Below are 20378 nucleotides of genomic sequence, written 5' to 3'. Positions count from 1 at the left end.
ACCCTGGGCGACGCCACCCGCGTCGTCCAGGCTGGCCGCCGCCGGGAATGGACCGGCGGCATCGTCAACCCGCCGGTCTGGCGCGCATCGACGATCCTGTACGACAGCATCGCCGACCTGCGCGCCAATGCCGGCCGCGATACCCACCACCGCCTCTATTACGGCCGCCGCGGCACGCCGACGCAATGGAGCCTCGCCGACGCGCTGACCTCGCTGGAGCCGGGGGCGGAGGCGACGTTCCTCTACCCCTCGGGGGTGGCCGCGATCGCGGCGGCGTTGCTGTCGGTGCTGTCGCCCGGCGACGAATTGCTGCTCGTCGACAGCGCCTATGATCCGACCCGCGGCCAGGCGATGCAGTTGCTCCGGCGCTTCGGCATTACCACGCGCTTCTACGATCCCCTGATCGGCGCGGGGATAGCGGATCTCATCGGTCCGGCGACCAGGGCGATCTTCATGGAAAGCCCCGGCAGCCTGACGTTCGAGGTGCAGGACGTGCCCGCGATCGTCGCCGTCGCCAGGGCGCACGGGCTGGTGACCCTGCTCGACAATACCTGGGCGACGCCGCTGTTCTTCCCCGCGATCGAACGGGGCGTCGATCTCACCATCCTGGCCGCGACAAAATACGTCGTCGGTCATTCCGACGTCATGCTCGGTTCGGTCACCGCCGCACCCGGCCATTTCGCCCGGCTGCGCGACATGAGCTTCCAGCTCGGGCAGGTCGCCTCGCCCGACGACAGCTGGCTCGCCAGCCGCGGTCTGCGCACGATGGCGGTGCGCCTCGCCCAGCATCAGCGCAGCGCGCTGACGATCGCCCGCTGGCTGCAGGACCGGCCAGAGGTTGCGACCGTGCTCCACCCCGCTCTGCCATCCTGCCCCGGCCACGACGTGTGGGCGCGCGACTTCAAGGGGTCGAGCGGGCTGTTCTCGTTCGTGTTGCAGGGCGGCGACGAAGCGGCTCGCGCGGCGCTGATCGACCGCCTCGACCTGTTCGGCATCGGCTATAGCTGGGGCGGCTTCGAAAGCCTCGCCATCCCCGCCGATCCCGCCCGCATCCGCACCGCCGCGCCGCGCGACTATGCCGGGCCGATGGTGCGCCTGCAGATCGGGCTGGAGGATCCCGCCGACCTCATCGCCGACCTCGACCGCGGCCTCGCCGCATTCGCGGACGCGCGCGCGTGAACACGTTGCGCGGCTGGTGGCTCGTCACCGGCCTGCCGCTGCCGACCCGACCGGACGCGATGGAAGCCGCCGCGGCGGGCGGGCTGGTGCTGCTCTGCCTCGCGCTCGGCGTGCTGGCGGGCCGTACGATCGGCCCGCGGCTCGCCGCCGCGTGGAAGGCGCATGTCGCCAACCATGCCGAAGGGCTCGGGCCGCGCATGTGCCTGATCGTCCGCCATGGCAGCTGTGCGCTCGCCCTCGCCATCCTGGCGAACGCGCATGGCTGGCATCCGCTCGCCGGCATGCCGATCGGGCTGGCGCTGGGCGCGGCGACGGCGCTGTTCATGCATCAGCTGCTGCGCGGTCTCGGCATTCCCCGCTGGGCATCGTGGCTGGTCGCCGCGATCCTGTTCGTCGGGCTGTTCAGCCGGTCGGTCGGCGGGTTGCAGCCGATCAGCGACACGCTCGACCTCGTCGGCTTCAACGTCGGCTCACGCCGCTTCTCGCTGCTGGCGCTGGTGACGATCCTGATCGTGTCGGTGTCGCTGATCGCGCTGGTGCGCCTTGCCAACCGGATCATCGGCCATGCCATCGGCCGCTCGCACGGGCTGGATGCGACGCAGAAGCTGCTCGGGCAAAAGATCGCGGCGATCGGCGTCGTCATCGCCGCCTTCTTCGTCGGCATCGACCTGCTCGGCATCGACCTTACCGCCTTTGCGGTGTTCTCCGGCGCGTTCGGCCTTGCCGTCGGCTTCGGGTTGCAAAAGACGATCGGCAATCTGATCGCGGGCATCATCCTGCTGATGGACCGGTCGATCAAGCCCGGCGACGTGATCGTCGTCGGCGACAGCTTCGGCTGGGTCAACAAGATCGGCGTCCGCGCCGTCTCGGTGCTGACCCGCGACGGAAAAGAACATTTGATCCCCAACGAAAACCTGATGACCCAGGAGGTCGAGAACTGGTCCTTCACCAACCGCAACGTCCGCGTCCGAATCGCGGTCGGGGTGGCGTATGAGAGTGACCTGCGGCTGGCGCAGGAGCTGATGCTGAAGGCGGCCACCGACTCGCCACGGGTGCTCAACAGCCCAAAGCCCAACGTCTGGCTGACGTCCTATGGCGACTACGCTGTCGAGCACGAAATCCTGGCGTGGATCAGTGACCCGGAAAGCGGCGTCGGCAACGTCCGCTCGGACGTGCTCAATCGCCTGTGGTGGCTGTTCAAGGAACACGGCATCGTGGTGCCGGTGCCGCGGCAAGAAATCTATATCCGCAGTCGACGAGAAGACTGACGCCCCCGTCATCCCGGAATCGGTCCGGGATGACGGCTATCCACCACTTATTTCGTCGTCGAGGCGCGCGCGTCCTGGCCATCGCCCTCCGGCGCCGCGACGATATCGCGCGTCGTCGCACCCTTGTCGACGACGTTGGTCGAGGGATCGCCGACCGACGAACGGATTCCGGCATCGGCGGTGTCGCCGCCGGCCTGCGCGACGACGCCGTTCTCGGCCGCCGAACGCTGCGTATTGCCCCCGAACAGCGCATCCAGCGTCTGGGCGGTGTTTGCATTATCCTGCGGGCGGGCGGCACCCGGCTGCGGCGGGACCAGCGAATAATCGGGCGGGATCACCAGCGGCGCCTGCCGCGCCACGGCGAATTCATCGGGCCGCGCCCGGTCATAGCCACGCTTGCCGCAGCCCGAGAGGAGAACGACGCAGGCGAGGCCGGCGAGAATCGGAACTGACTTACGCATGGGGATTCTCCGAGGAAACATCGCGCTTGTCGCGCATCAGGAGCGCGCGGACAAGCAGCACCAGCACGCCGAGGGTAATCGCCGCATCGGCGACGTTGAAGACGAGAAACGGACGCCAGTCACCAAGGTGCAGGTCGGCGAAATCGACGACATAGCCGAACCGCACGCGATCGACGATATTGCCCAATGCACCGCCCAGGATCGCACCCAACGCCATCCGGTCGGCGCGATTGGGTTCGCGCGTCATCCATACCGCGACCGCCACCGCGATCGCACCGGTCATCGCCACCAGCGCCCAACGCATCGTGTTGCTGTCGGCGTGCAGCAACCCCAGCGAGATGCCGTGATTGGCGACGAACCGGAGGTTGAAGAACGGCGTGACCACCCGCTCGGCAGTCAGCTCGTTGAGCTGCAGCACGTCGGTGACGGCGAACTTCGACGCCTGATCGATGACGAACAGGATCGCGGCGGTGACGAGGCCCGCGACGGGGGGGTTACGCATGGCCGGCCGCGCCTTCGCCGACCACCTGTGCGCATCGGTCGCACAGCATACCGTCCGCCTGCACCTCGGGCAGATGCCGCCAGCAGCGTCCGCATTTCAGGTAATCGGTGCGGGCGACCACCACATCTTCGCCCTTGCCGACGTGCGCCACGATAAACGTCTCCGCCAGAGCCTCGGCGGACAACGGCAGTTCAGGCACCGTCACGTCGGCTTCCAGGCTCGATCGCACCGTCTTCTCGCGGCGCAACGGCTCGATCGCTTCGGTCACCGTGGCACGCAGCCTGCGTACGTCCGCCCAATCGGTGCCGAGCGGCTCGTCGCCGGGCAGTGCGGGGAGTTCGGGCCATTCCAGGAAATGCACCGATCCGTCCTCGCTCGGGAAGCGTGCCTGCCAGACCTCTTCGGCAGTGAAGCACAGGATCGGCGCCGCGTACCGCACCAGGGCATGGAACAGCGTGTCGAGCACCGTCCGGTACGCGCGCCGCTTCGGATCGGCCGCCGCGTCGCAGTAAAGCGAATCCTTCCGGATATCGAAGAAGAACGCCGACAGGTCTTCATTGGCGAAATCGGTCAGGCGGCGCAGGTAGCGGTTGAGCTCATAGCCATCCGCCGCCTCGCGCAGGTCCATATCGAGCTGGCCGAGCAGCGTCAGCACGTAGCGTTCCAGTTCGGGCATCGCCTCCACCTCGACCCGCTCGCTCTCGTCGAAGCCGTCGAGCGCGCCAAGCAGGTAGCGGAAGGTGTTGCGCAGCTTGCGATAGCCGTCGCTGGCGGTGCCAAGCACTTCCTTGCCGATCCGCACGTCGTCGAAATAGTCCGTCGATGCCACCCACATGCGCAGGATGTCGGCACCGCTCTCGCCGATCACCTTCAGCGGATCGACGACATTGCCGAGGCTCTTGGACATCTTGCGCCCCTGCCCGTCGAGCGCAAAACCATGGGTCAGCACTGCATCATACGGCGCGCGCCCACGCGTGCCGCAGCTTTCGAGCAACGACGATTGGAACCAGCCGCGATGCTGGTCGCTGCCCTCCAGGTACAGGTTGGCGCGGACGTCTGCGCCATAGCGTGCTTCGACGGTGAAGACGTGCGTCGAGCCGCTGTCGAACCAGACATCGAGGATGTCGTTCTGCGGCTCATAATCCGCGAGGGCATGGTCGGAACCGAGCAGCGCCTGATGATCCGCGGTGAACCACGCATCCGCACCACCGTCGCGGAAGGCGGCGATGATGCGCGCGTTGACCGCGGGGTCGTTCAGATACTCGCCGCTCACGCGGTCGACATAGAGCGCGATCGGCACGCCCCAGGCACGCTGCCGGCTGATGACCCAGTCGGGCCGCCCCTCGACCATCGATCGGATGCGGTTGCGGCTGCGCTCGGGCACCCAGCGGGTGTGCTCGATCGCGTCGAGCGCCGTCTCGCGCAGGGTTGCGCCATTGCTCGCAGCGCCTTCGCCGCCGTTCAGGATCGGACGATCCATCGGGATGAACCATTGCGGCGTCGCGCGGAAGATCACCTTCGCCTTCGACCGCCACGAATGGGGGTAGCTGTGGGCGAAATCGTCGGTCGCCGACAGCAAGGCGCCCGCGGCGCGCAGGTCGGTGCAGATCGGGCCGTCGGCACTCACGAACTTCTTGTTGATGACGCTGCCCTGCCCGCCAAGCCAGCCCCAGTCGCTGCGATACATGCCGGCGCCGTCGACGGCGAACACCGGATCGATGCCGTGCGCCTTGCACAGCAGGAAATCGTCCTCGCCATGGTCCGGCGCCATATGGACGAGGCCCGTACCCGCATCGCGCGTCACGAACTCGCCCGGCAGGAACGGGCGCGGCCGCGCGAAGAATCCGCCGAGCGCATGCATCGGATGGTGCGCGGTGGCGCCTTCCAGCGCGGCCCCCTTCACCAACGCCACGAATTCTTCCATTTTGATGCCGGTGCGCTTGCTGAACGCACCCATCAGATTCTCTTCGACGAGATAGCGTTTTCCGCCGCAGCCGAAGAGCACGTAATCGAGCGTAGGATTGAACGCGAGCGCCTGGTTGACCGGAATCGTCCAGGGCGTGGTCGTCCAGATCACCGCGATTGCGCCCACCAGGATCTCCGCTTCGGGTGCGGTGGCGATCTCGAACCCGACGTCGATCTGGGTCGAGACGATGTCTTCATATTCGACCTCCGCCTCGGCCAGCGCGGTCTTCTCGACGGGCGACCACATCACCGGCTTGGCGCCGCGATACAGCTGGCCGGACTCGGCGAACTTGAGAAGCTCGCCGACGATCGTCGCCTCTGCGTCGTAGTTCATCGTCAGATAGGGGTCGGCCCAGTCGCCCATGACGCCCAGCCGCTGGAACTGGTCGCGCTGCACGCCTACCCAGCGGTCGGCATAGGCGCGGCATTCGGCGCGAAACTGCGCGACCGGCACCTCGTCCTTGTTCTGCTTCTTGGCGCGATACGCTTCCTCGACCTTCCACTCGATCGGCAGGCCGTGACAATCCCAGCCGGGGACGTATGGCGCATCCTTGCCCATCAGCGACTGGCTGCGAACGATGATGTCCTTCAGCACCTTGTTCATCGCATGGCCCATGTGGATGTCGCCATTGGCGTAGGGTGGGCCATCGTGCAGGACGAACCGCTCGCGTCCGGCGCGCTGCTCGCGCAACCGATCATAGACGCCGATCTTCGCCCAGCGCTCCAGGATCGCCGGCTCCTTGGCGGCGAGGCCCGCCTTCATCGGAAAATCGGTCTTCGGCAGGAAGACGGTGTCGCGCCAGTCCTTGGGAGCGTTGGCGGCGGTATCGGGGGCGTCGGTCATAGGTGGTGCGGCATTAGCGCGGGTTGACCGCCACGTCATGCGTAGATTGTCGGCCTCACGCCCGACCGATCAGGCGGGTCGCCGCATCCGGCGGACCGCCCCGATCGCACCGCTCCACAGCAACGTCTCCAGCCCGGCATAGCCCAGGCCCAGGTGTGGCGGCCGGGCTGCCAGGATGTCACGCAAGCCGACCTGACCCGATCGCAGGCCGGCACGACCGATCCGCGCCCAGCGCCGCGCCGTCTCCCAGCGGATCAGCTTGCGTCCCTCCGCATCGGGCCGGACGTGCTCCAGAAACGCCGCCTGCAATGTCGCGATGCCGTTGCCGAGGCGTATCAGCGTCAGACGGTCGGGTACCGGCTCGCCCCCCATATTGTGCCGCACCAGCAACGGCGCGATCGCAGCCGCCTCCGCCTCGCCGAGCACCGCGGCATGCGCTTCCGCCAGCACCCGCGTCGCGCTGGCCTGCATGGTCGCGATAAAGCGCTTCGACACGCCGCCAGCGTGCTGACGATACAGCAACAGCGGTTCGTCCAGTCGTGCAAGTCTGCCAAGCCGGGCGATGCGGTGGTAGAGGTCGAAATCCTCCGCATAGATCAGCTCGGGCCGGCTGAACGGATCCAGCGAGCGCGCAGCGTCGGTACGCATCATCACCGTCGACCAGACGATCGGATTCTCGATCCAGGTCAACCATGCGATCAAGTCCGGGGTGGTGAGCGGCGCATATTGCATCGACGACACCCGTCCGTCGCGCAATTGCCGGGCCTGCGATCCGACCAGCACGACATCGCGATGCCCCTCCAGATAGGCGACCTGCCGCGCCAGTCGATCGGGCAGGCACAGGTCGTCCTGATCCAGGCCAGCGACGTAGCGCCCGCGCACCGCGGCGATCCCCGCATTGCGTGCGAGCACCGGGCCGCCGTTCTCGGCCCGCTCGATCAGGCGAACGCGCGGATCGGGCCAGGCGCGGACGAGCGCGCGCGTATCGTCCGTCGAACCATCGTCGATCACGATGGCCTCCCACTCCCGCAACGTCTGCCGCCCGAGCGACTCCAGCGTTTCGCCGATGAAGGCGACGCCATTGTAGCTGGGAACGACGACGGAGACGACGGGATCGGTCACGCCGCCGCCCGGACGTCCGCCGGCATCGCATCGGGCTGTCCGAGCCCTAGCAACTGGTCGACGATCATCTGGCCGACGTCGTTCTGCCACAGCCACAGCCCGTTGGCCTGTCCGCGAAAGCTCGCCTCGCCGCCCATCCGTCCCCACGGCACGAATCCCGCGGACAGGCCGATGCCATATGCGCCCGGTACCGGCCGGTCGGCGGCATCGAGGATGCGGCAATGCCGGTCCACCATCGGCCGTCCTTCGTGATGCGCCAGCGCCAGCGGCGCGCCGTCGACATCGAACAACGGCATCGCCCGCGGTCGATAGCCGAGCGCGCCCACCACCAGATCGGCGCCGGCGACGATGCGCCTCGCCGCCGCATCGCCGTCGCCGGCGATCCGGTGCAACGCCACGCGTGGATCGGGCGTCCGGCCGCCGAGCGACAGCATCCGCACCACCAGTTCGCGCGATTCCAGCCGCAACCCGGCGAGGCGCAACACGAAGCCGCTGACAGGACAAATGTCGTTCTCGTCGAAATCGTGGAAGCCGTCGGCATGCGCCGCCGCGATCGTCGGGTAGAAGGGCTTCAGCGGCTGTCGATGCAGGATGGTCACCGCCCCCGCACCGAACGCGAAGCCGGGCTGGCTCTTCAGCAGCAGCACCGCCGCCGCGATCGCGCTGGTCGACGCCCCGATGATGGCAACCCTGGGCGATGCGTGGCCGTGCAGCCGTTCGCGCACCTGCTCGACACCGCCCAGCCGCAGCAAGGCGTCGGACCGCATCAGCCGCTTGCCGGCCAGCGTGCCCAGCGGAACCCCCGCCACCCGCTTCGCCGCGACCTGTTCGTCGGTCTGGTAGCCGCCGGTGGCAACCACCACGTTGCGCGACACCAACGTCCGCGTCGCGCCGGCAGCATCCCTCACCGTCGTCATCCAGCCGCCGTCGGCCGTGCGGCGGGCGCCGATCGCGTCATGCCCGGTCAGCACCTCGCCGCCATGCGCCGCCACGATGTCCGCCAGCCGGTCCGCCGTCACCGACAGCAGCGGCGCCGTGTCGGTCAGCGGCGCTCCCAGTTCGGCGACGTAGCGCTGCATCAATTGCCCGGCCGGGTGATGCTCCAGCGCCGCCAGCTCGGGATGCGGATTGTTCCTAACCGCCGACAGGAACGTCTCCGCCGTGGTATCCGACCGGATGGCATAATGACCAAGCTCGCCAGCGCCCATCCGCGGCCGCCGTTCGACGATCGCAAGGCCGGCTTCGACCAGAGGAACCAGCTTGTTCTGCTTACTGGCCGAGGTCAGCATCGCGGTACCGGCGGGTCCGCCGCCGATCACCACCGTCCCCATCATCTCGCGCGTCGCGATCATCCTCGCCGCTCCTACCCGCAGCATGGCGCTGTCCGCCACCCGTTCGATCGCCCGCACCAGCCGCTCCGCGATGACCGGCACATCGGCCGGCGTCATCGCATCGGTGATGGGCAGGCTCAACATCCGTGCGCCGATCGCGTCGGCGACCGGTGTCGGTTCCACCTCGGCGATGGCCTGGAACAGCGGCTGTTGGCCGATGTGCGGACTGAAATACTGCCCGACGCCCACGCCGTCTTCGGTCAGCGCTGCCGCGATCGCCGCCCGATGCGGTGCCAGTCCCTCGGGCAGCAACACCGGCATGAACTGCGTCGCCTGCCGCCGTCCGTGCCGCCGCTGCACCGCAAAGGCGGGCAGTGCGTCGCGATAGGCCGCGTCGATCGCCGCGCGATGATCGCAGACCGCATCGATGTCGGCGAGCTTGGCGCGGGCCATCAGCGCGATCACTTCGGGCAGCTTGGCGTTGATGCCGGGCAGCGTCGCGCTGCGCCCCGCTTCGAACCCGAAGTTGATCATGCTGCGCAACTGGTGGATCAATCCGTGGTCGACGCTGTGGATCAGCCCGCCTTCCGCGACCGAAAACGTCTTGGTCGCATGCATCGAATAGACGATCGCGAAGGGCGCACCGGTGCCGAACCCGCGTCCGTCGTCATCGAGCGTCCCCAGCGACGCCGCCGCATCGACGACCACGCCGACCTGATAATGCTTGGCCAACCATGCATAGCGATCGAGATCGATCGCCGTGCCGAACGTCGCATAAGGAACGATCACCCCGATGCGTCCGGCATGGCGTGCAAGCAGCGCTTCTTCCTGCCGGGGGTCGGCTGCCCAGGTCTCGGCATCGACGTCGCAGATCAGGGGGGTGAGGCCAGCCCAGATCGCGGCCTGCGCCGTCGCGGCGAAGGTCAGCGCCGGCATCAATGCCAGCGTGCCCGGCTTCGGATACAGTCCCGCCGCCTGGCGGATCGCCACCATCAGGCCCAGCGTCGCATTCGACACCGCCAGGCTGGCACCCGTGCCGCCGAACAGGCGATCGGTGATCTCGGCCTCGAACGCCTGCACCTCCGGCCCGTTGTTGCTGAACACGCCCGAAGCCTCGATCCGGTGCAGCCCCGCGGTCAAGGCGCTCAGTCGCGGAGGATTGGGCGCGATCAGCGGAAATTCCATGGGCCAAGCGTCCTGCAAGTCGATCCGCCCGCCTAACGCCGCGCCCCTAAGAACCGGTTAGCGCCGCCACGCCAGCAACATTGCGCAACACTATTGACTGCCTTCGCAACCATTGCCATGGCAACCATATGCCGTTCTACTCCGATTCGAACTTCCATCCCGACATGTCGATCGGCTATCTGATCCGCCGTTCGGAACAGCTCGGCACGGCCGCGCTCGAACCGGTTTTCGCGGCGCACGATATCAGCAAGACCCAGTGGAGCGCGCTCGTCGCCCTGCATTTCGACCGCGCGTCGACCTGTGCGGAGATTGCGCGCGACCTTGGCCATGACAAGGGCGCGACGACGCGGCTGGTCGACACGCTGGAGGAACGTGGCTGGGTGACGCGCGCGCGCGGACGGCGACCGCCGGTTGGTTCGTGTCACCCTGACGTCATCGGGCGGCGCCATTGCCATCAAGGTCCGCGACGCCGTCATCGACGTATGGAACGACTGGCTGGACGGGTGGAACGCACAAGACGTCAACGACCTGATCCGCCTCCTCGGCCAACTTCGCGACACCATGCAACAGACCTTCGACGAAAGCGCCCCCGCGTGACCCTCGCCAAACCCCTTCTGCTGGTCCCGCTGCTTGCGTCGACCATCCTCGCCGCCTGTTCCGTCCCGCACGATCCCCCTGCGGTCACCGCGATTCCGCCCGCGACGCTCGGCCTGACCGGCCCCGCCGCGCCGGCCATCGCCGACACCTGGTGGACCGGGTTCGGCGATCCACAGCTGGACCGGCTGGTCGCCGATTCCACGGCCGGCAATCCCACGCTCGACGCGGCACTCGCCCGCGTGGCGCAGGCGCAGGCGGTGCTGTCCAGTCGCCGCGCCGACGACGGGCCCGACGTGACCATCGACGGATCGGCGCAGGTCGCCCGCCTGTCCGGCCGCTACACCATCCCGCCGCCTTATGCCGGCACCGTCCGCTTCGTCGGCCAGGCGCAGGCGAACCTCAACTGGAACCTCGACCTGTTCGGTCGGCAAAAGGCCGCGATCGAGGGGGCACGCGCCTCGACCAGGGCCGCGGCGCTCGACCTCGCTGCCGCCCGCCTCGCCATCGCCGGCTCGGTGGTGCAGACCTATATCGATCTCGCCCGCGCCGAGGCGGAAGCGACGATCGCCCGCCGAACCATCGCCACGCGCGAGGATTCGCTGCGACTGGTGAACATCCGCATCCGCAACCGCCTGGCCAGCAATCTGCAGGCCGTGGCGGCGCAGACCTTGCTGTCGCAGGCGCGCACGGCGTTGGTCCGGGCGGACGGCAGCCGCGCACTCGCCACCAATGCCCTCGCCGCGCTGGCGGGTCGTGGACCGGATTATGCGGCGGCGATCCGCCCGGCGACGCTGGCGTTCGATGCCGCCCTGCCGGTGCCGGCGCAGGTGCCCGCCGACCTGCTCGCCCGCCGTCCGGACATCGCCGCCGGCCTCGCCCGCATCGATGCCGCCGCGGCCGGGCGTCAGGTGGCAAGGCGCGCTTTCTATCCCAACGTCAATCTCGCCGCCCTCGCGGGCTTTCAGGCCGTCGGCCTCGGCAACCTCCTCAGCCTCGATGCCGGCACGGTCGGTGCCGGCCCGGCGATCCACCTGCCGCTGTTCGACAACGGCCGGCTCAAGGCGGACCTTGCCGGCGCCACGGCCGCGCTCGACCTCGCTACCGCGGATTACAACGGGCGCGTCGTCGGCGCGATACGCGAAGCGGCGGATGCGATCGCGCTGGTCGGCAACCTTGCCCAGCAACGTGCACGCACCGCAGAGGTCGTGCGCGGCTTCGGCGAAACCAACCGCCTCAACGCGATCCGCGTCTCGAGCGGCCTCGATAGCAAGCTCGATCTCGTCGACAACGACGTCCGGCTACTCGACGCCGAACTCACCCAGGCCAATCTCGCTGCCGAAGCGGCCCGCCAGCGCGTCGCGCTGGTGCTGGCGCTCGGCGGCGGCTTCATTCCGCAGGAACCCCGCCGATGACCGATACGCATCCTTCCGCGTCGCCCGACCAGCCCAGGGATGACGCTGACTCCCAATCCCAGCCCCAGCCCCAGCCCCAGCCTGCCCGCGAGGGCGGCAAACCGCGCACCCGCCGCCGCGCGTTTCTGATCCTGGGCGTCGTCATCGCCATCGCGGCGATCGTCTGGGCGGTATTCCACTTCCTGCTGGCCAAGCCGGAACAGGAAACCGACGATGCCTATGTCGCCGGCGACGTCGTCGCGATCACCGCGCGCGATCCGGGTCAGATCACCGCCATCCATGCCGACAATACCCAGACGGTGAAGGCCGGCGCGCCGCTGCTCGACCTCGATCCGGCGACCGCCGACGTCGCGCTCGCGTCGGCGGAAGCGGAACTCGCCCGCGCCGTCCGCGCCACCCGCGCCGACATCAGCAAGGTGTCGGAAAGCGGCGCTGCCGTCGTCCAGGCGCGCGCGCAGCTCTCCGCCGCCATGGCCGACTATGCCCGTCGTCAGGGCGCTGCGGCACAAGGCGCGATCTCCGGCGAGGAACTCGCGCATGCCGCCGACGCGGTGAAGGTCGCGCGCGCCAACCTGAACCTCGCGACCAGCCAGCAGGCCCAGTCGCGCTCGGCGGTGCAGGGAACCGACACCAGCACCAATCCCGCCGTGCTGGCCGCCGCCGCCGCCTATCGCCGCGCGGCGATCACCCGCAGTCATATGCACATCGTCGCACCGATCGACGGCGTCGTCGCGCAGCGCACGGTACAGATCGGCCAGCAGGTCGCACCCGGCACCCCGCTTATGGCCGTCGTGCCGCTCGACAAGGTGTGGGTCGATGCGAACTTCCGCGAAACGCAGCTCAAGGACCTGCGCATCGGTCAGCCGGCGACGATCACCGCCGACATGTACGGCGGCGACCTGGTGTTCCACGGTCGCGTCATCGGCGTCGGTGCCGGCTCGGGCAACGCCTTCGCCCTGCTGCCGCCGCAGAACGCCAGCGGCAACTGGATCAAGATCGTTCAGCGCGTGCCGGTGCGGATCGCCCTCGACCCGCGCGAATTGAACCGCAATCCGCTGCGCGTCGGCCTGTCGGTCAATGCCACCGTCGATACCGCGGATCTCAACGGCACGCGCCTCGGTCGCGCGGCATCGCAGGCCTATGGCCGCAAGCCCACCGACGGCAGCGACCCCGCGGTCGAAGCCCGCATCCGCCAGATCATCGCCGCCAACCGCTGATGACGTCGCGCTTGTCCTCACCCTCCACCACCTGTGGCGCCTCTTCCGCACCCGTCCGGGACGGGAAGGCACTCCGCACGGCGCCGCCATGTGTTCGGGGTGAGGACGATGCGACAAACGAGGGTCGTTGCTGATGCCCGCCCAACCCGCCCCCCTTACCGGCGGCCGCCTCGCGCTGATCGCCCTCGCGCTGGCGCTCGGCACGTTCATGATGGTGCTGGACACCACGATCGCCAACGTGTCGCTGACGACGATCGCCGGCAATCTCGGCGTGTCGAGCGACAATTCGACGTGGATCATCACCGCCTTCGCGGTGGCGAACGGCGTCGCGGTGCCGCTGACCGGCTGGCTGATGGGCCGGTTCGGCGTGGTGCGCACCTTTTGCACCGCCGTGGCGCTGTTCACGCTCTCCTCGTTCCTGTGCGGCATCGCGTGGAGCCTGCAATCGCTGATCGTCTTCCGCATCATCCAGGGTGCCGTCTCCGGCCCGATGATGCCGGGCAGCCAGGCGTTGCTGATCTCCGTCTTTCCCTCTGACAAACGCAGCACCGCATTGGGCGTCTGGTCGATCACCACGCTGGTCGGCCCGGTGATGGGCCCCATCCTCGGCGGCTACATCAGCGACAATTACCATTGGAGCTGGATCTTCCTCATCAACGTCCCCTTCGGCATCTTCGTCACATTGGTCTGCTGGCGGGGGCTGAAGACGCGTGAGACGCCGACGCGCAAGCTGCCGATCGACACCGTCGGGCTGGGGCTGCTCGTGGTGTGGGTCGGCGCGCTCCAGATCATGCTGGACCTCGGCAAGAACGCCGACTGGTTTCAGGACACGGCGATCTGCGTGCTGGCGGCGGTCGCCGCGATCGGCTTCATCGCCTGGGTGATCTGGGAACTGACCGATGCCAATCCCGCGGTCGATCTGACCCTGTTCAAAAGCCGCAATTTCGCGATCGGCAACATCGCCTTCTGCCTGGGCTACGCCGTGTTCTTCGCCAACATCCTGATCCTGCCGCTCTGGCTCCAGACCCAGCTCGGCTATACCGCGACCTGGGCAGGCATCATCGCCGCGCCCAGCGGCATGGTCGCGGTGGTGCTGTCGCCATTCGCCGCGCGCATGTCGGGAAAGATCGACGCGCGCATCCTCGCCACGATCGCCTTCGCCGCCTTCGCGCTCTCCTATTACATGCGCTCGGGCTACACGACCTCGGCCAGTTCGTGGGATTTCATGCTGCCGCTGCTGGTACAGGGCGTCGCGATGAGCGTCTTCTTCTTGTCGATGCTCACTATCTCGCTCGACGGCATTCCGCCCGAACGGCTGCCGTCCGCCACCGGCATCTCCAACTTCGCGCGCATCGTCGCCGGGTCTTTCGCGGCCTCGATCATCACCACCGCCTGGGACCGGCGCGAGGCACTGCACCAGAGCCGGCTGGCCGAAGCGGTGGGCCAGGGCATGCCGTTTCAGATGGCTACGGAAACGCTGCAACGCATGGGTGCGACTTCGACGCAGGCGGCCGGGGCGATCACCCGCCAGATGGTCGGCCAGGCCTATCTGCTCGCGTCGACCGACCTGTTCCGCGTCTCCGCGTGGCTGTGCGTCGCGCTGATCGCCATCACCTGGTTCACCCGCCGGCCCAAGGGCGGTCACGGACCGGTCGCCGCGGACTGATCCGGCGGGAGCCTCATTTTTTCACCAGAGTCGGGCCAGCCCATCACGCGTGATGGGCGTCGGTTGACCCATGCGGCGTCCTTGCCTACCTCTTGGCGACATGACCGCTCCCACCATCCTCCTGGTAGAGGACGATCCCGCTCTTCGCACCCTGACCACCCGCGCGTTGCAGGAGAACGGCTACCTCGTCCGCCCCGCCTCCGCCGCGCCCGAAATGTGGCTGGCGCTGGAGGCAGGCCCCGTCGACCTCATCCTGCTCGACATCATGCTGCCCGGTACCAGCGGCATCGATCTCTGCCGCACCCTGCGCCAGAAGAGCGAGGTTCCGATCATCTTCATCAGCGCAAAGGGCAGCGAAACCGACCGTGTCGTCGGACTCGAACTCGGCGCCGACGATTACATCGCCAAACCCTTCGGCACCCGCGAACTGATCGCCCGTATCCGTGCCGTCCTGCGCCGCGGCTCGCTGGAGCGCAGCCCCGGCGAGCGCGAGGAAGGGGTGCTGACGTTCGACGGCTGGCAGGTGACCTTGCCGCGCCGCGAACTGACCTCGCCAACCGGCGCCGTCGTCGACCTGACCGGTGCGGAGTTCGACCTGCTCGTCAGCCTCGCCGAACACGCCGGCCGCGTCATCGCGCGCGAACGGCTGATCGAACTGTCCCGCACCCGGCTGGGCGATAGTTCGGACCGGAGCATCGACGTGCTCATCAGCCGACTGCGCCGCAAATTGTCGAGCGCCGGCAAGGATGCGCCGATCATCACCGTCCGCGGCGTCGGCTACATGCTCAACACCGAGGTGTCGCGCCGTTGAGGCGACGCGTTGTCACTGGGGATCGCGGCAGCGCGGCGATCGGTATCCGGTCGGCGTGAAGCAGCTGCTGCGCCCCTCGATCGGCATCATCGGCCAGATCGTCGCCATCCTGTTGCTGACCATGGTCATCGAATTCGGCGTCAGCACGCTCCTCTACGAACGCGCCAGCCAGTTCGCCGTCCGCGACGATGAGGCGCGGCGACTGGCCGAACACCTCGTCATCGCCCGCCGGCTGATCGCGGAACAACCGGTGTCGCGCCGCGACGATATGGCGGAGGACCTCACCACCGAACGCTACGCGCTGCACTGGCAGCAGGACCTGCCGGCCCCGCCGCCGATCGCGCCTGCGCTGGATGGCATGCGGCACCAGGTCGTCGAGTGGGAACCGTCGCTCGCCACCACCGACCTGCGGCTGAAGCTCACCAGTCCGGGGCGCAGTTCCGTCGTCACCGGCGGGCTGCAACTGCCCGATGGCAGCTGGCTGTACTTCCGCACGCTCGAACCGCTGCACAACCTCAATCTCGCCGCCGAGCGCATCCTGCTGGCGTTGATCCCGGCGCTGGGACTGATGATCCTGGGTGGATTGCTGATCCGGCGCGCGCTGCGCCCGATGCGCCAGCTCGCCGCCGCCGCGGACAGTTTCGGCGATACCGAGCACGATCCGATTTCCGAAGCCGGCCCGCGCGAGGTGCGCCATGTCGTCGTCGCGTTCAACCGCATGGCGGCACGCATCCAGCGGCTGATCGCCGACCGGACGCAGGCGCTTGCCGCCGTCGGCCACGACCTGCGCACGCCACTGGCGCGCCTGCGCCTGCGCGCCGATGGCGTCGACGACGCCGCCACCCGCACCGCGATCCAGCGCGATATCGGCGAGATGGAAGCGATGGTCACCTCGCTGCTCGCCTTCCTCGGCGGCGACAGCGATCCCGAGACGCCGGTGCTGACCGACATCGCCGTATTGTGCGCGACATTGATCGACGACGTCGAGGATCGCGACCTGCCCGGCACCTATCACGGCCCTGCCCATTGCGAGGTGACCGTCCGTCCGGTGGCGCTGAAACGGGCGCTCGCCAACCTGGTCGAGAATGCGCTGCATTACGCCGGCAACGTCGCGATCCGGCTGGACAGCACCGGCAACGGCGTGACGCTGCATGTCGAGGATGATGGCGCCGGCATTCCGGAGGACCAGCTGCGCCGCGTCCTCGAACCGTTCGTCCGCCTCGACACGGCGCGCCCGCGCGACACGATCGGGTTCGGCCTGGGCCTGCCGATCGTGGCCCGCATCGTCGAGACGGAGGGCGGCACGCTCACGCTCGCCAACCGGCCCCAGGGCGGGCTGCGCGCCACCATCGGCCTGCCGCTCTGATCGCTGTCGCGAGCAACAAATTAAAACGGTTCCGCGGCCGGACAGCAAAATCGCTCCTGTAGATACCGTGCCTGATGCGACCCCTGTCGCACGATGGAGTATCGCACCGTGAACGAGTTGCTCGGACGCGTCGTCAGTTTCGGCAAGACCGTCTACACCGGCCAGCAGGAACTCTATTCGACACTCGCCAAGGGCCAGAGCCCCAAGGCGCTGATGATCTCCTGCGCCGATTCCCGCATCGTGCCGGAACAGATCATGCAGGCGCAGCCCGGCGACCTGTTCGTCTGTCGCAACGCCGGCAACATCGTACCGCCTTACGCGCTGCAGACCGGCGGCGTGTCCGCGACGGTGGAATATGCCGTCGCGGTACTCGGCGTGCAGGACATCATCGTCTGCGGTCACTCCGACTGCGGCGCGATGAAGGGACTGGCCGGCGATCCCGCTGCGCTGGCATCGGTGCCGACCGTGGCCAACTGGCTGAAGCATGGCGCCGCCGCGCGGCAGATCGTCGACCAGACGTATCCCGAATTGACCGAGCCCGAGCGGATCCGTGCGCTCAGCCTCGAGAATGTCGTCGCCCAACTCGCCCACCTGCGCACGCATCCGTCGGTCGCGGCCGGGATCGCGCAGGGCAAGATTTCGCTGCATGGCTGGTTCGTCGACATCCACGATGGCTCCGTCCTGGCGCTCGATGGCATGACCGGGCGGTTCCGGCCGCTCAACGAGGGTGACGAATTTCCGGTCGCGCTGCCCGCCGGTCCGCGTCAGGCGTCCGATGTCGCATTCGCCATGGCGGCCGAGTGATGGCCATGCCGGGCGCCTTCAAATTGCCGTCGATGCCGGTCGTCACCCGCGATCTCACCGCGTCGATCGTCGTCTTCCTCGTCGCCATGCCGCTCTGCATGGGCATCGCTGTGGCCTCCGGCGTCCCCCCGGAAAAGGGCCTGATCACCGGCATCATCGGCGGTATCGTCGTTGGCATGCTCGCCGGGTCGCCGCTGCAGGTCAGTGGGCCCGCCGCCGGGCTGGCGGTCGTCGTGTTCGAACTCGTCCGCGATCAGGGCCTGTCCGCGCTCGGCCCGATCCTCATCCTCGCCGGCCTGATCCAGGTCGTCGCCGGCATCGCCCGCCTCGGCGGCTGGTTCCGCGCGATCAGTCCCGCGGTCGTGCATGGCATGCTCGCGGGCATCGGCGTGCTGATCGTCGTCGGCCAGTTCCATGTCCTGTTCGACGCCAAGCCACTGCCCAGCGGTCTCCAGAACCTGGCCGCCGCCCCCGGCCGCCTGCTCGGCCTTTCGGTCGACACGATCGCCGCGGCCGAGCTCGCCTTTGCCATCGGCATGCTGACCATCATCGCGATGCTCGGCTGGGAAAAGCTGCGTCCCGCCTCGATGAAGCTGGTTCCCGGCGCGCTCGTCGGCGTGCTCGCCGGCACCTTCGCCGCTTTGGCGTTCGGTCTCGACGTCGCCCGCGTCAACGTGCCGCAGTCGATCGCCTCCGCGGTCACGCTGCCCGGTACCGAGGTCTTCGCCAAGTGGATGGACCCGGCGATCATCACCGCCGCGCTCGCCATCGCCTTTATCGCCAGCGCCGAAACCCTGCTGTCCGCAGCGGCGGTGGATCGCATGCACGATGGCGTCCGTACCGACTACAACAAGGAATTGCGCGCGCAGGGCGTCGGCAACCTGCTGTGCGGCCTGGCCGGCGCGCTGCCGATGACCGGCGTCATCGTCCGCTCGTCCGCCAACGTTCAGGCCGGTGCGACCACGCGGATGTCGACGATATTCCATGGCATATGGATCCTCGGCTTCGTCGCGCTGCTCCCCTGGCTGTTGCGCGAAATCCCGATGGCGGCACTCGGTGCGATCCTGGTCGTAACCGGCTGGCGTCTCGTGAGCCTCAGCCATGCCCGCCACCTGCTGTCGCATTACGGCCCGCTGCCCGCCCTCATCTGGCTGGCGACCCTGGTCACCGTCGTCGCCGCTGATTTGTTGACCGGCGTGCTGGTCGGCATCGGCCTGTCGATGCTCGAACTGGTCCCGCACCTGCGCCGTCTCGGCCTCAACGTGTCCGAGGGGCAATTCGCCGGCGCGCATGCGATCAACCTGTCGGGTTCGGCGACCTTCGTCTCCCTGCCCAAGCTGTCGGACACGCTGGAACGGGCACCCGCCGGACAGGCCGTGCGTCTGGACGTCACCGACCTGTCGACGGTTGACCATACGTGCGCCGAACTCATCAAGGACTGGTTCCAGCGCCGCCGCGCCGCCGGCGATGCGGTGGAATTGTTCGGGGCGCGTGGCAAGACTGCCGCACTCGCCCATTGATCCTCGCCCAGCAATGTTTCGTTACATAAAAGCGACTTTTTGGCCATAATGCTGCGATAGCGAATAGGCGTTCGGGATTGATCGGTGCCCCTCCAACCGGAGCGAGCGCGCCGGCGGCCCGGACGCAGGAGGGACCCTCCAACCGTTTGAAAGGGGTCCCATGAAGTATCTCAGCCTGGCCGCGGCATCGCTCGCAGCCCTCGTAGCCGTTCCGGCCGCCGCGCAGGAAACGGCACCGCCGAAGGCGGTCACCGTCACCGGCAGCGTCGGTATCGTTTCCGACTATCGCTTTCGCGGCGTATCGCAGAGCGACAGGCAACTTGCCGTGCAGGGCGGCCTTACCATCGCGCACGAAAGCGGCCTCTATATCGGCACCTGGGGTTCGAACCTCGCCGGCTGGGGAACGTTCGGCGGCGCCAATATGGAGCTCGACCTTATCGCGGGCTACAAGCTTCCGGTCGGCGGCGGCACGCTCGATATCGGCGCGACCTGGTACATGTATCCGGGCGGCTTCGACAACACCGACTTCATCGAACCCTATGCCAAGCTGTCCGGCACGCTCGGCCCGGTCGGCCTGACCGCAGGCGTCGCCTACGCGCCCAAGCAGGAAGCGCTCGGCGCATGGTACGCCAACGGCACCGCCGCGGCGAACGGCGTCTACACCAACCCCGGCGACAAGAACGACAATCTCTACGTCTGGGGCGACATCAGCAGCGCGGTGCCGAACACCGGCCTGACGCTGAAGGCACACCTCGGCTATTCGAAGGGTAATGACGGACTCGGCCCGTTCGCGACCAGCGTCGCGCCGACCGGCGAATATGCCGACTGGCTGCTCGGCGCCGACTATGCGATCGCCGGCACGCCGCTGACCGTCGGTGTCGCCTATACCGACACCGACATCAGCAAGCGTGAATCGGCCTATCTCCAGCCAAGCTTCAGCAAGGGGCAGGACGGCACCGGCACGATTGCCGGCGCGACCGTCCTCGCCAGCCTGACCGCGGCCTTTTGATGGTCGCGGCTCCCCGCTCAGGGCGGGGATGAACCGCTGACGATGGCGACGGGGGCAGGACCTGTGCCTGCCTCCCGCCCGTCCAACGGAACCACCGCCCGCCGCCAGCGCTAACGTCC

At 68.1% G+C, this 20378-nt stretch carries 16 protein-coding genes and 1 pseudogene; 12 read left to right on the top strand and 5 right to left on the bottom strand.

Features of this window, described 5'->3' with window-relative positions; all coding sequences use genetic code 11:
- The first annotated feature begins 3 nt into the window (after positions 1–3).
- Both metC and GTH33_RS07770 read left to right on the top strand, forming a co-directional pair.
- The gene (gene metC / locus GTH33_RS07775) at positions 4–1179 is read left to right on the top strand and encodes a cystathionine beta-lyase (RefSeq protein ID WP_420853553.1); all 1176 of its coding nucleotides are present in this window, start codon (positions 4–6) and stop codon (positions 1177–1179) included.
- Between the two features lie 59 nt (positions 1180–1238).
- Positions 1239–2447, top strand: coding sequence for a mechanosensitive ion channel family protein (locus tag GTH33_RS07770; protein WP_163959732.1), 1209 nt, complete (start codon positions 1239–1241; stop codon positions 2445–2447).
- A 47-nt stretch (positions 2448–2494) separates the two neighbouring features.
- Here the strand turns inward: GTH33_RS07770 and GTH33_RS07765 are convergent, their stop codons facing one another.
- The 5 genes from GTH33_RS07765 to GTH33_RS07745 all read right to left on the bottom strand — a co-directional run bounded on the left by GTH33_RS07765 (position 2495) and on the right by GTH33_RS07745 (position 9857).
- A complete protein-coding gene (locus GTH33_RS07765; protein WP_163957930.1) occupies positions 2495–2908 on the bottom strand; it encodes a DUF3035 domain-containing protein in 414 nt (137 codons plus the stop codon).
- Entirely contained in the window at positions 2901–3410 is a 510-nt protein-coding gene (gene lspA, locus GTH33_RS07760; RefSeq protein WP_163957929.1) for a signal peptidase II, read from the bottom strand. The genes GTH33_RS07765 and lspA overlap by 8 nt, the downstream gene beginning before the upstream one ends.
- Positions 3403–6219 (bottom strand): isoleucine--tRNA ligase, encoded by a 2817-nt coding sequence (ileS, locus tag GTH33_RS07755; RefSeq protein WP_163957928.1) that lies wholly within the window; start codon positions 6217–6219, stop codon positions 3403–3405. The genes lspA and ileS overlap by 8 nt, the downstream gene beginning before the upstream one ends.
- Before the next feature lie 69 nt (positions 6220–6288).
- Positions 6289–7341 carry a glycosyltransferase family 2 protein gene (locus GTH33_RS07750; RefSeq protein ID WP_163957927.1) on the bottom strand — a complete coding sequence of 351 codons (1053 nt, stop codon included), beginning with the start codon at positions 7339–7341 and terminating at the stop codon, positions 6289–6291.
- Positions 7338–9857: a DegT/DnrJ/EryC1/StrS family aminotransferase gene (locus GTH33_RS07745; RefSeq protein WP_163957926.1), complete on the bottom strand. Its 2520-nt coding sequence runs from the start codon at positions 9855–9857 to the stop codon at positions 7338–7340. The genes GTH33_RS07750 and GTH33_RS07745 overlap by 4 nt, the downstream gene beginning before the upstream one ends.
- A 128-nt stretch (positions 9858–9985) precedes the next feature.
- On the opposite strand from GTH33_RS07745, the pseudogene GTH33_RS18155 reads away from it, so the two are divergent.
- From GTH33_RS18155 to GTH33_RS07700, 10 genes and pseudogenes are all read left to right on the top strand, one after another.
- Positions 9986–10198 (top strand): annotated as a pseudogene (locus GTH33_RS18155) (MarR family transcriptional regulator); the annotation flags it as partial.
- A 70-nt stretch (positions 10199–10268) separates the two neighbouring features.
- Positions 10269–10454, top strand: coding sequence for a hypothetical protein (locus GTH33_RS18150; protein ID WP_249055090.1), 186 nt, complete (start codon positions 10269–10271; stop codon positions 10452–10454).
- Positions 10451–11866 (top strand): efflux transporter outer membrane subunit, encoded by a 1416-nt coding sequence (locus GTH33_RS07735; protein ID WP_249055073.1) that lies wholly within the window; start codon positions 10451–10453, stop codon positions 11864–11866. Before GTH33_RS18150 ends, GTH33_RS07735 begins: the two co-directional genes overlap by 4 nt.
- A complete protein-coding gene (locus tag GTH33_RS07730) occupies positions 11863–13083 on the top strand; it encodes an HlyD/EmrA/EmrK family protein (protein ID WP_163957924.1) in 1221 nt (406 codons plus the stop codon). The genes GTH33_RS07735 and GTH33_RS07730 overlap by 4 nt, the downstream gene beginning before the upstream one ends.
- A 133-nt stretch (positions 13084–13216) precedes the next feature.
- Positions 13217–14749: a DHA2 family efflux MFS transporter permease subunit gene (locus GTH33_RS07725; protein ID WP_163957923.1), complete on the top strand. Its 1533-nt coding sequence runs from the start codon at positions 13217–13219 to the stop codon at positions 14747–14749.
- Between the two features lie 100 nt (positions 14750–14849).
- Complete coding sequence (locus GTH33_RS07720; RefSeq protein ID WP_163957922.1) at positions 14850–15560, top strand: response regulator; 711 nt, start codon at positions 14850–14852, stop codon at positions 15558–15560.
- Between the two features lie 55 nt (positions 15561–15615).
- A complete protein-coding gene (locus GTH33_RS07715; protein WP_163957921.1) occupies positions 15616–16926 on the top strand; it encodes an ATP-binding protein in 1311 nt (436 codons plus the stop codon).
- A 108-nt stretch (positions 16927–17034) separates the two neighbouring features.
- Positions 17035–17730: a carbonic anhydrase gene (locus GTH33_RS07710; protein WP_163957920.1), complete on the top strand. Its 696-nt coding sequence runs from the start codon at positions 17035–17037 to the stop codon at positions 17728–17730.
- A gap of 5 nt (positions 17731–17735) precedes the next feature.
- On the top strand, positions 17736–19250 hold the full coding sequence (locus GTH33_RS07705; protein ID WP_163959730.1) for a SulP family inorganic anion transporter: 1515 nt from the start codon (positions 17736–17738) through the stop codon (positions 19248–19250).
- A gap of 160 nt (positions 19251–19410) precedes the next feature.
- Positions 19411–20259, top strand: coding sequence for a TorF family putative porin (locus GTH33_RS07700; RefSeq protein ID WP_163957919.1), 849 nt, complete (start codon positions 19411–19413; stop codon positions 20257–20259).
- The last annotated feature ends 119 nt before the right edge of the window (positions 20260–20378 follow it).

Origin of the sequence: Sphingomonas insulae (assembly GCF_010450875.1) — a bacterium.
Classification (GTDB): domain Bacteria; phylum Pseudomonadota; class Alphaproteobacteria; order Sphingomonadales; family Sphingomonadaceae; genus Sphingomonas; species Sphingomonas insulae.
Note: the sequence above shows the minus strand (reverse complement) of the source record. Positions and strands in the feature narration are given on the sequence as shown.

Bases quoted from the DNA above. Each gene is read 5' to 3' on its own strand.
- lspA (WP_163957929.1), bottom strand. From the start codon at position 3,410: ATGCGTAACCCCCCCGTCGCGGGCCTCGTCACCGCCGCGATCCTGTTC.
- GTH33_RS07765 (WP_163957930.1), bottom strand. From the start codon at position 2,908: ATGCGTAAGTCAGTTCCGATTCTCGCCGGCCTCGCCTGCGTCGTTCTC.
- GTH33_RS07705 (WP_163959730.1), top strand. From the start codon at position 17,736: ATGCCGGGCGCCTTCAAATTGCCGTCGATGCCGGTCGTCACCCGCGAT.
- GTH33_RS07700 (WP_163957919.1), top strand. From the start codon at position 19,411: ATGAAGTATCTCAGCCTGGCCGCGGCATCGCTCGCAGCCCTCGTAGCC.
- GTH33_RS07745 (WP_163957926.1), bottom strand. From the start codon at position 9,857: ATGGAATTTCCGCTGATCGCGCCCAATCCTCCGCGACTGAGCGCCTTG.
- GTH33_RS07770 (WP_163959732.1), top strand. From the start codon at position 1,239: ATGGAAGCCGCCGCGGCGGGCGGGCTGGTGCTGCTCTGCCTCGCGCTC.
- GTH33_RS07725 (WP_163957923.1), top strand. From the start codon at position 13,217: ATGCCCGCCCAACCCGCCCCCCTTACCGGCGGCCGCCTCGCGCTGATC.
- ileS (WP_163957928.1), bottom strand. From the start codon at position 6,219: ATGACCGACGCCCCCGATACCGCCGCCAACGCTCCCAAGGACTGGCGC.
- GTH33_RS07730 (WP_163957924.1), top strand. From the start codon at position 11,863: ATGACCGATACGCATCCTTCCGCGTCGCCCGACCAGCCCAGGGATGAC.
- GTH33_RS07720 (WP_163957922.1), top strand. From the start codon at position 14,850: ATGACCGCTCCCACCATCCTCCTGGTAGAGGACGATCCCGCTCTTCGC.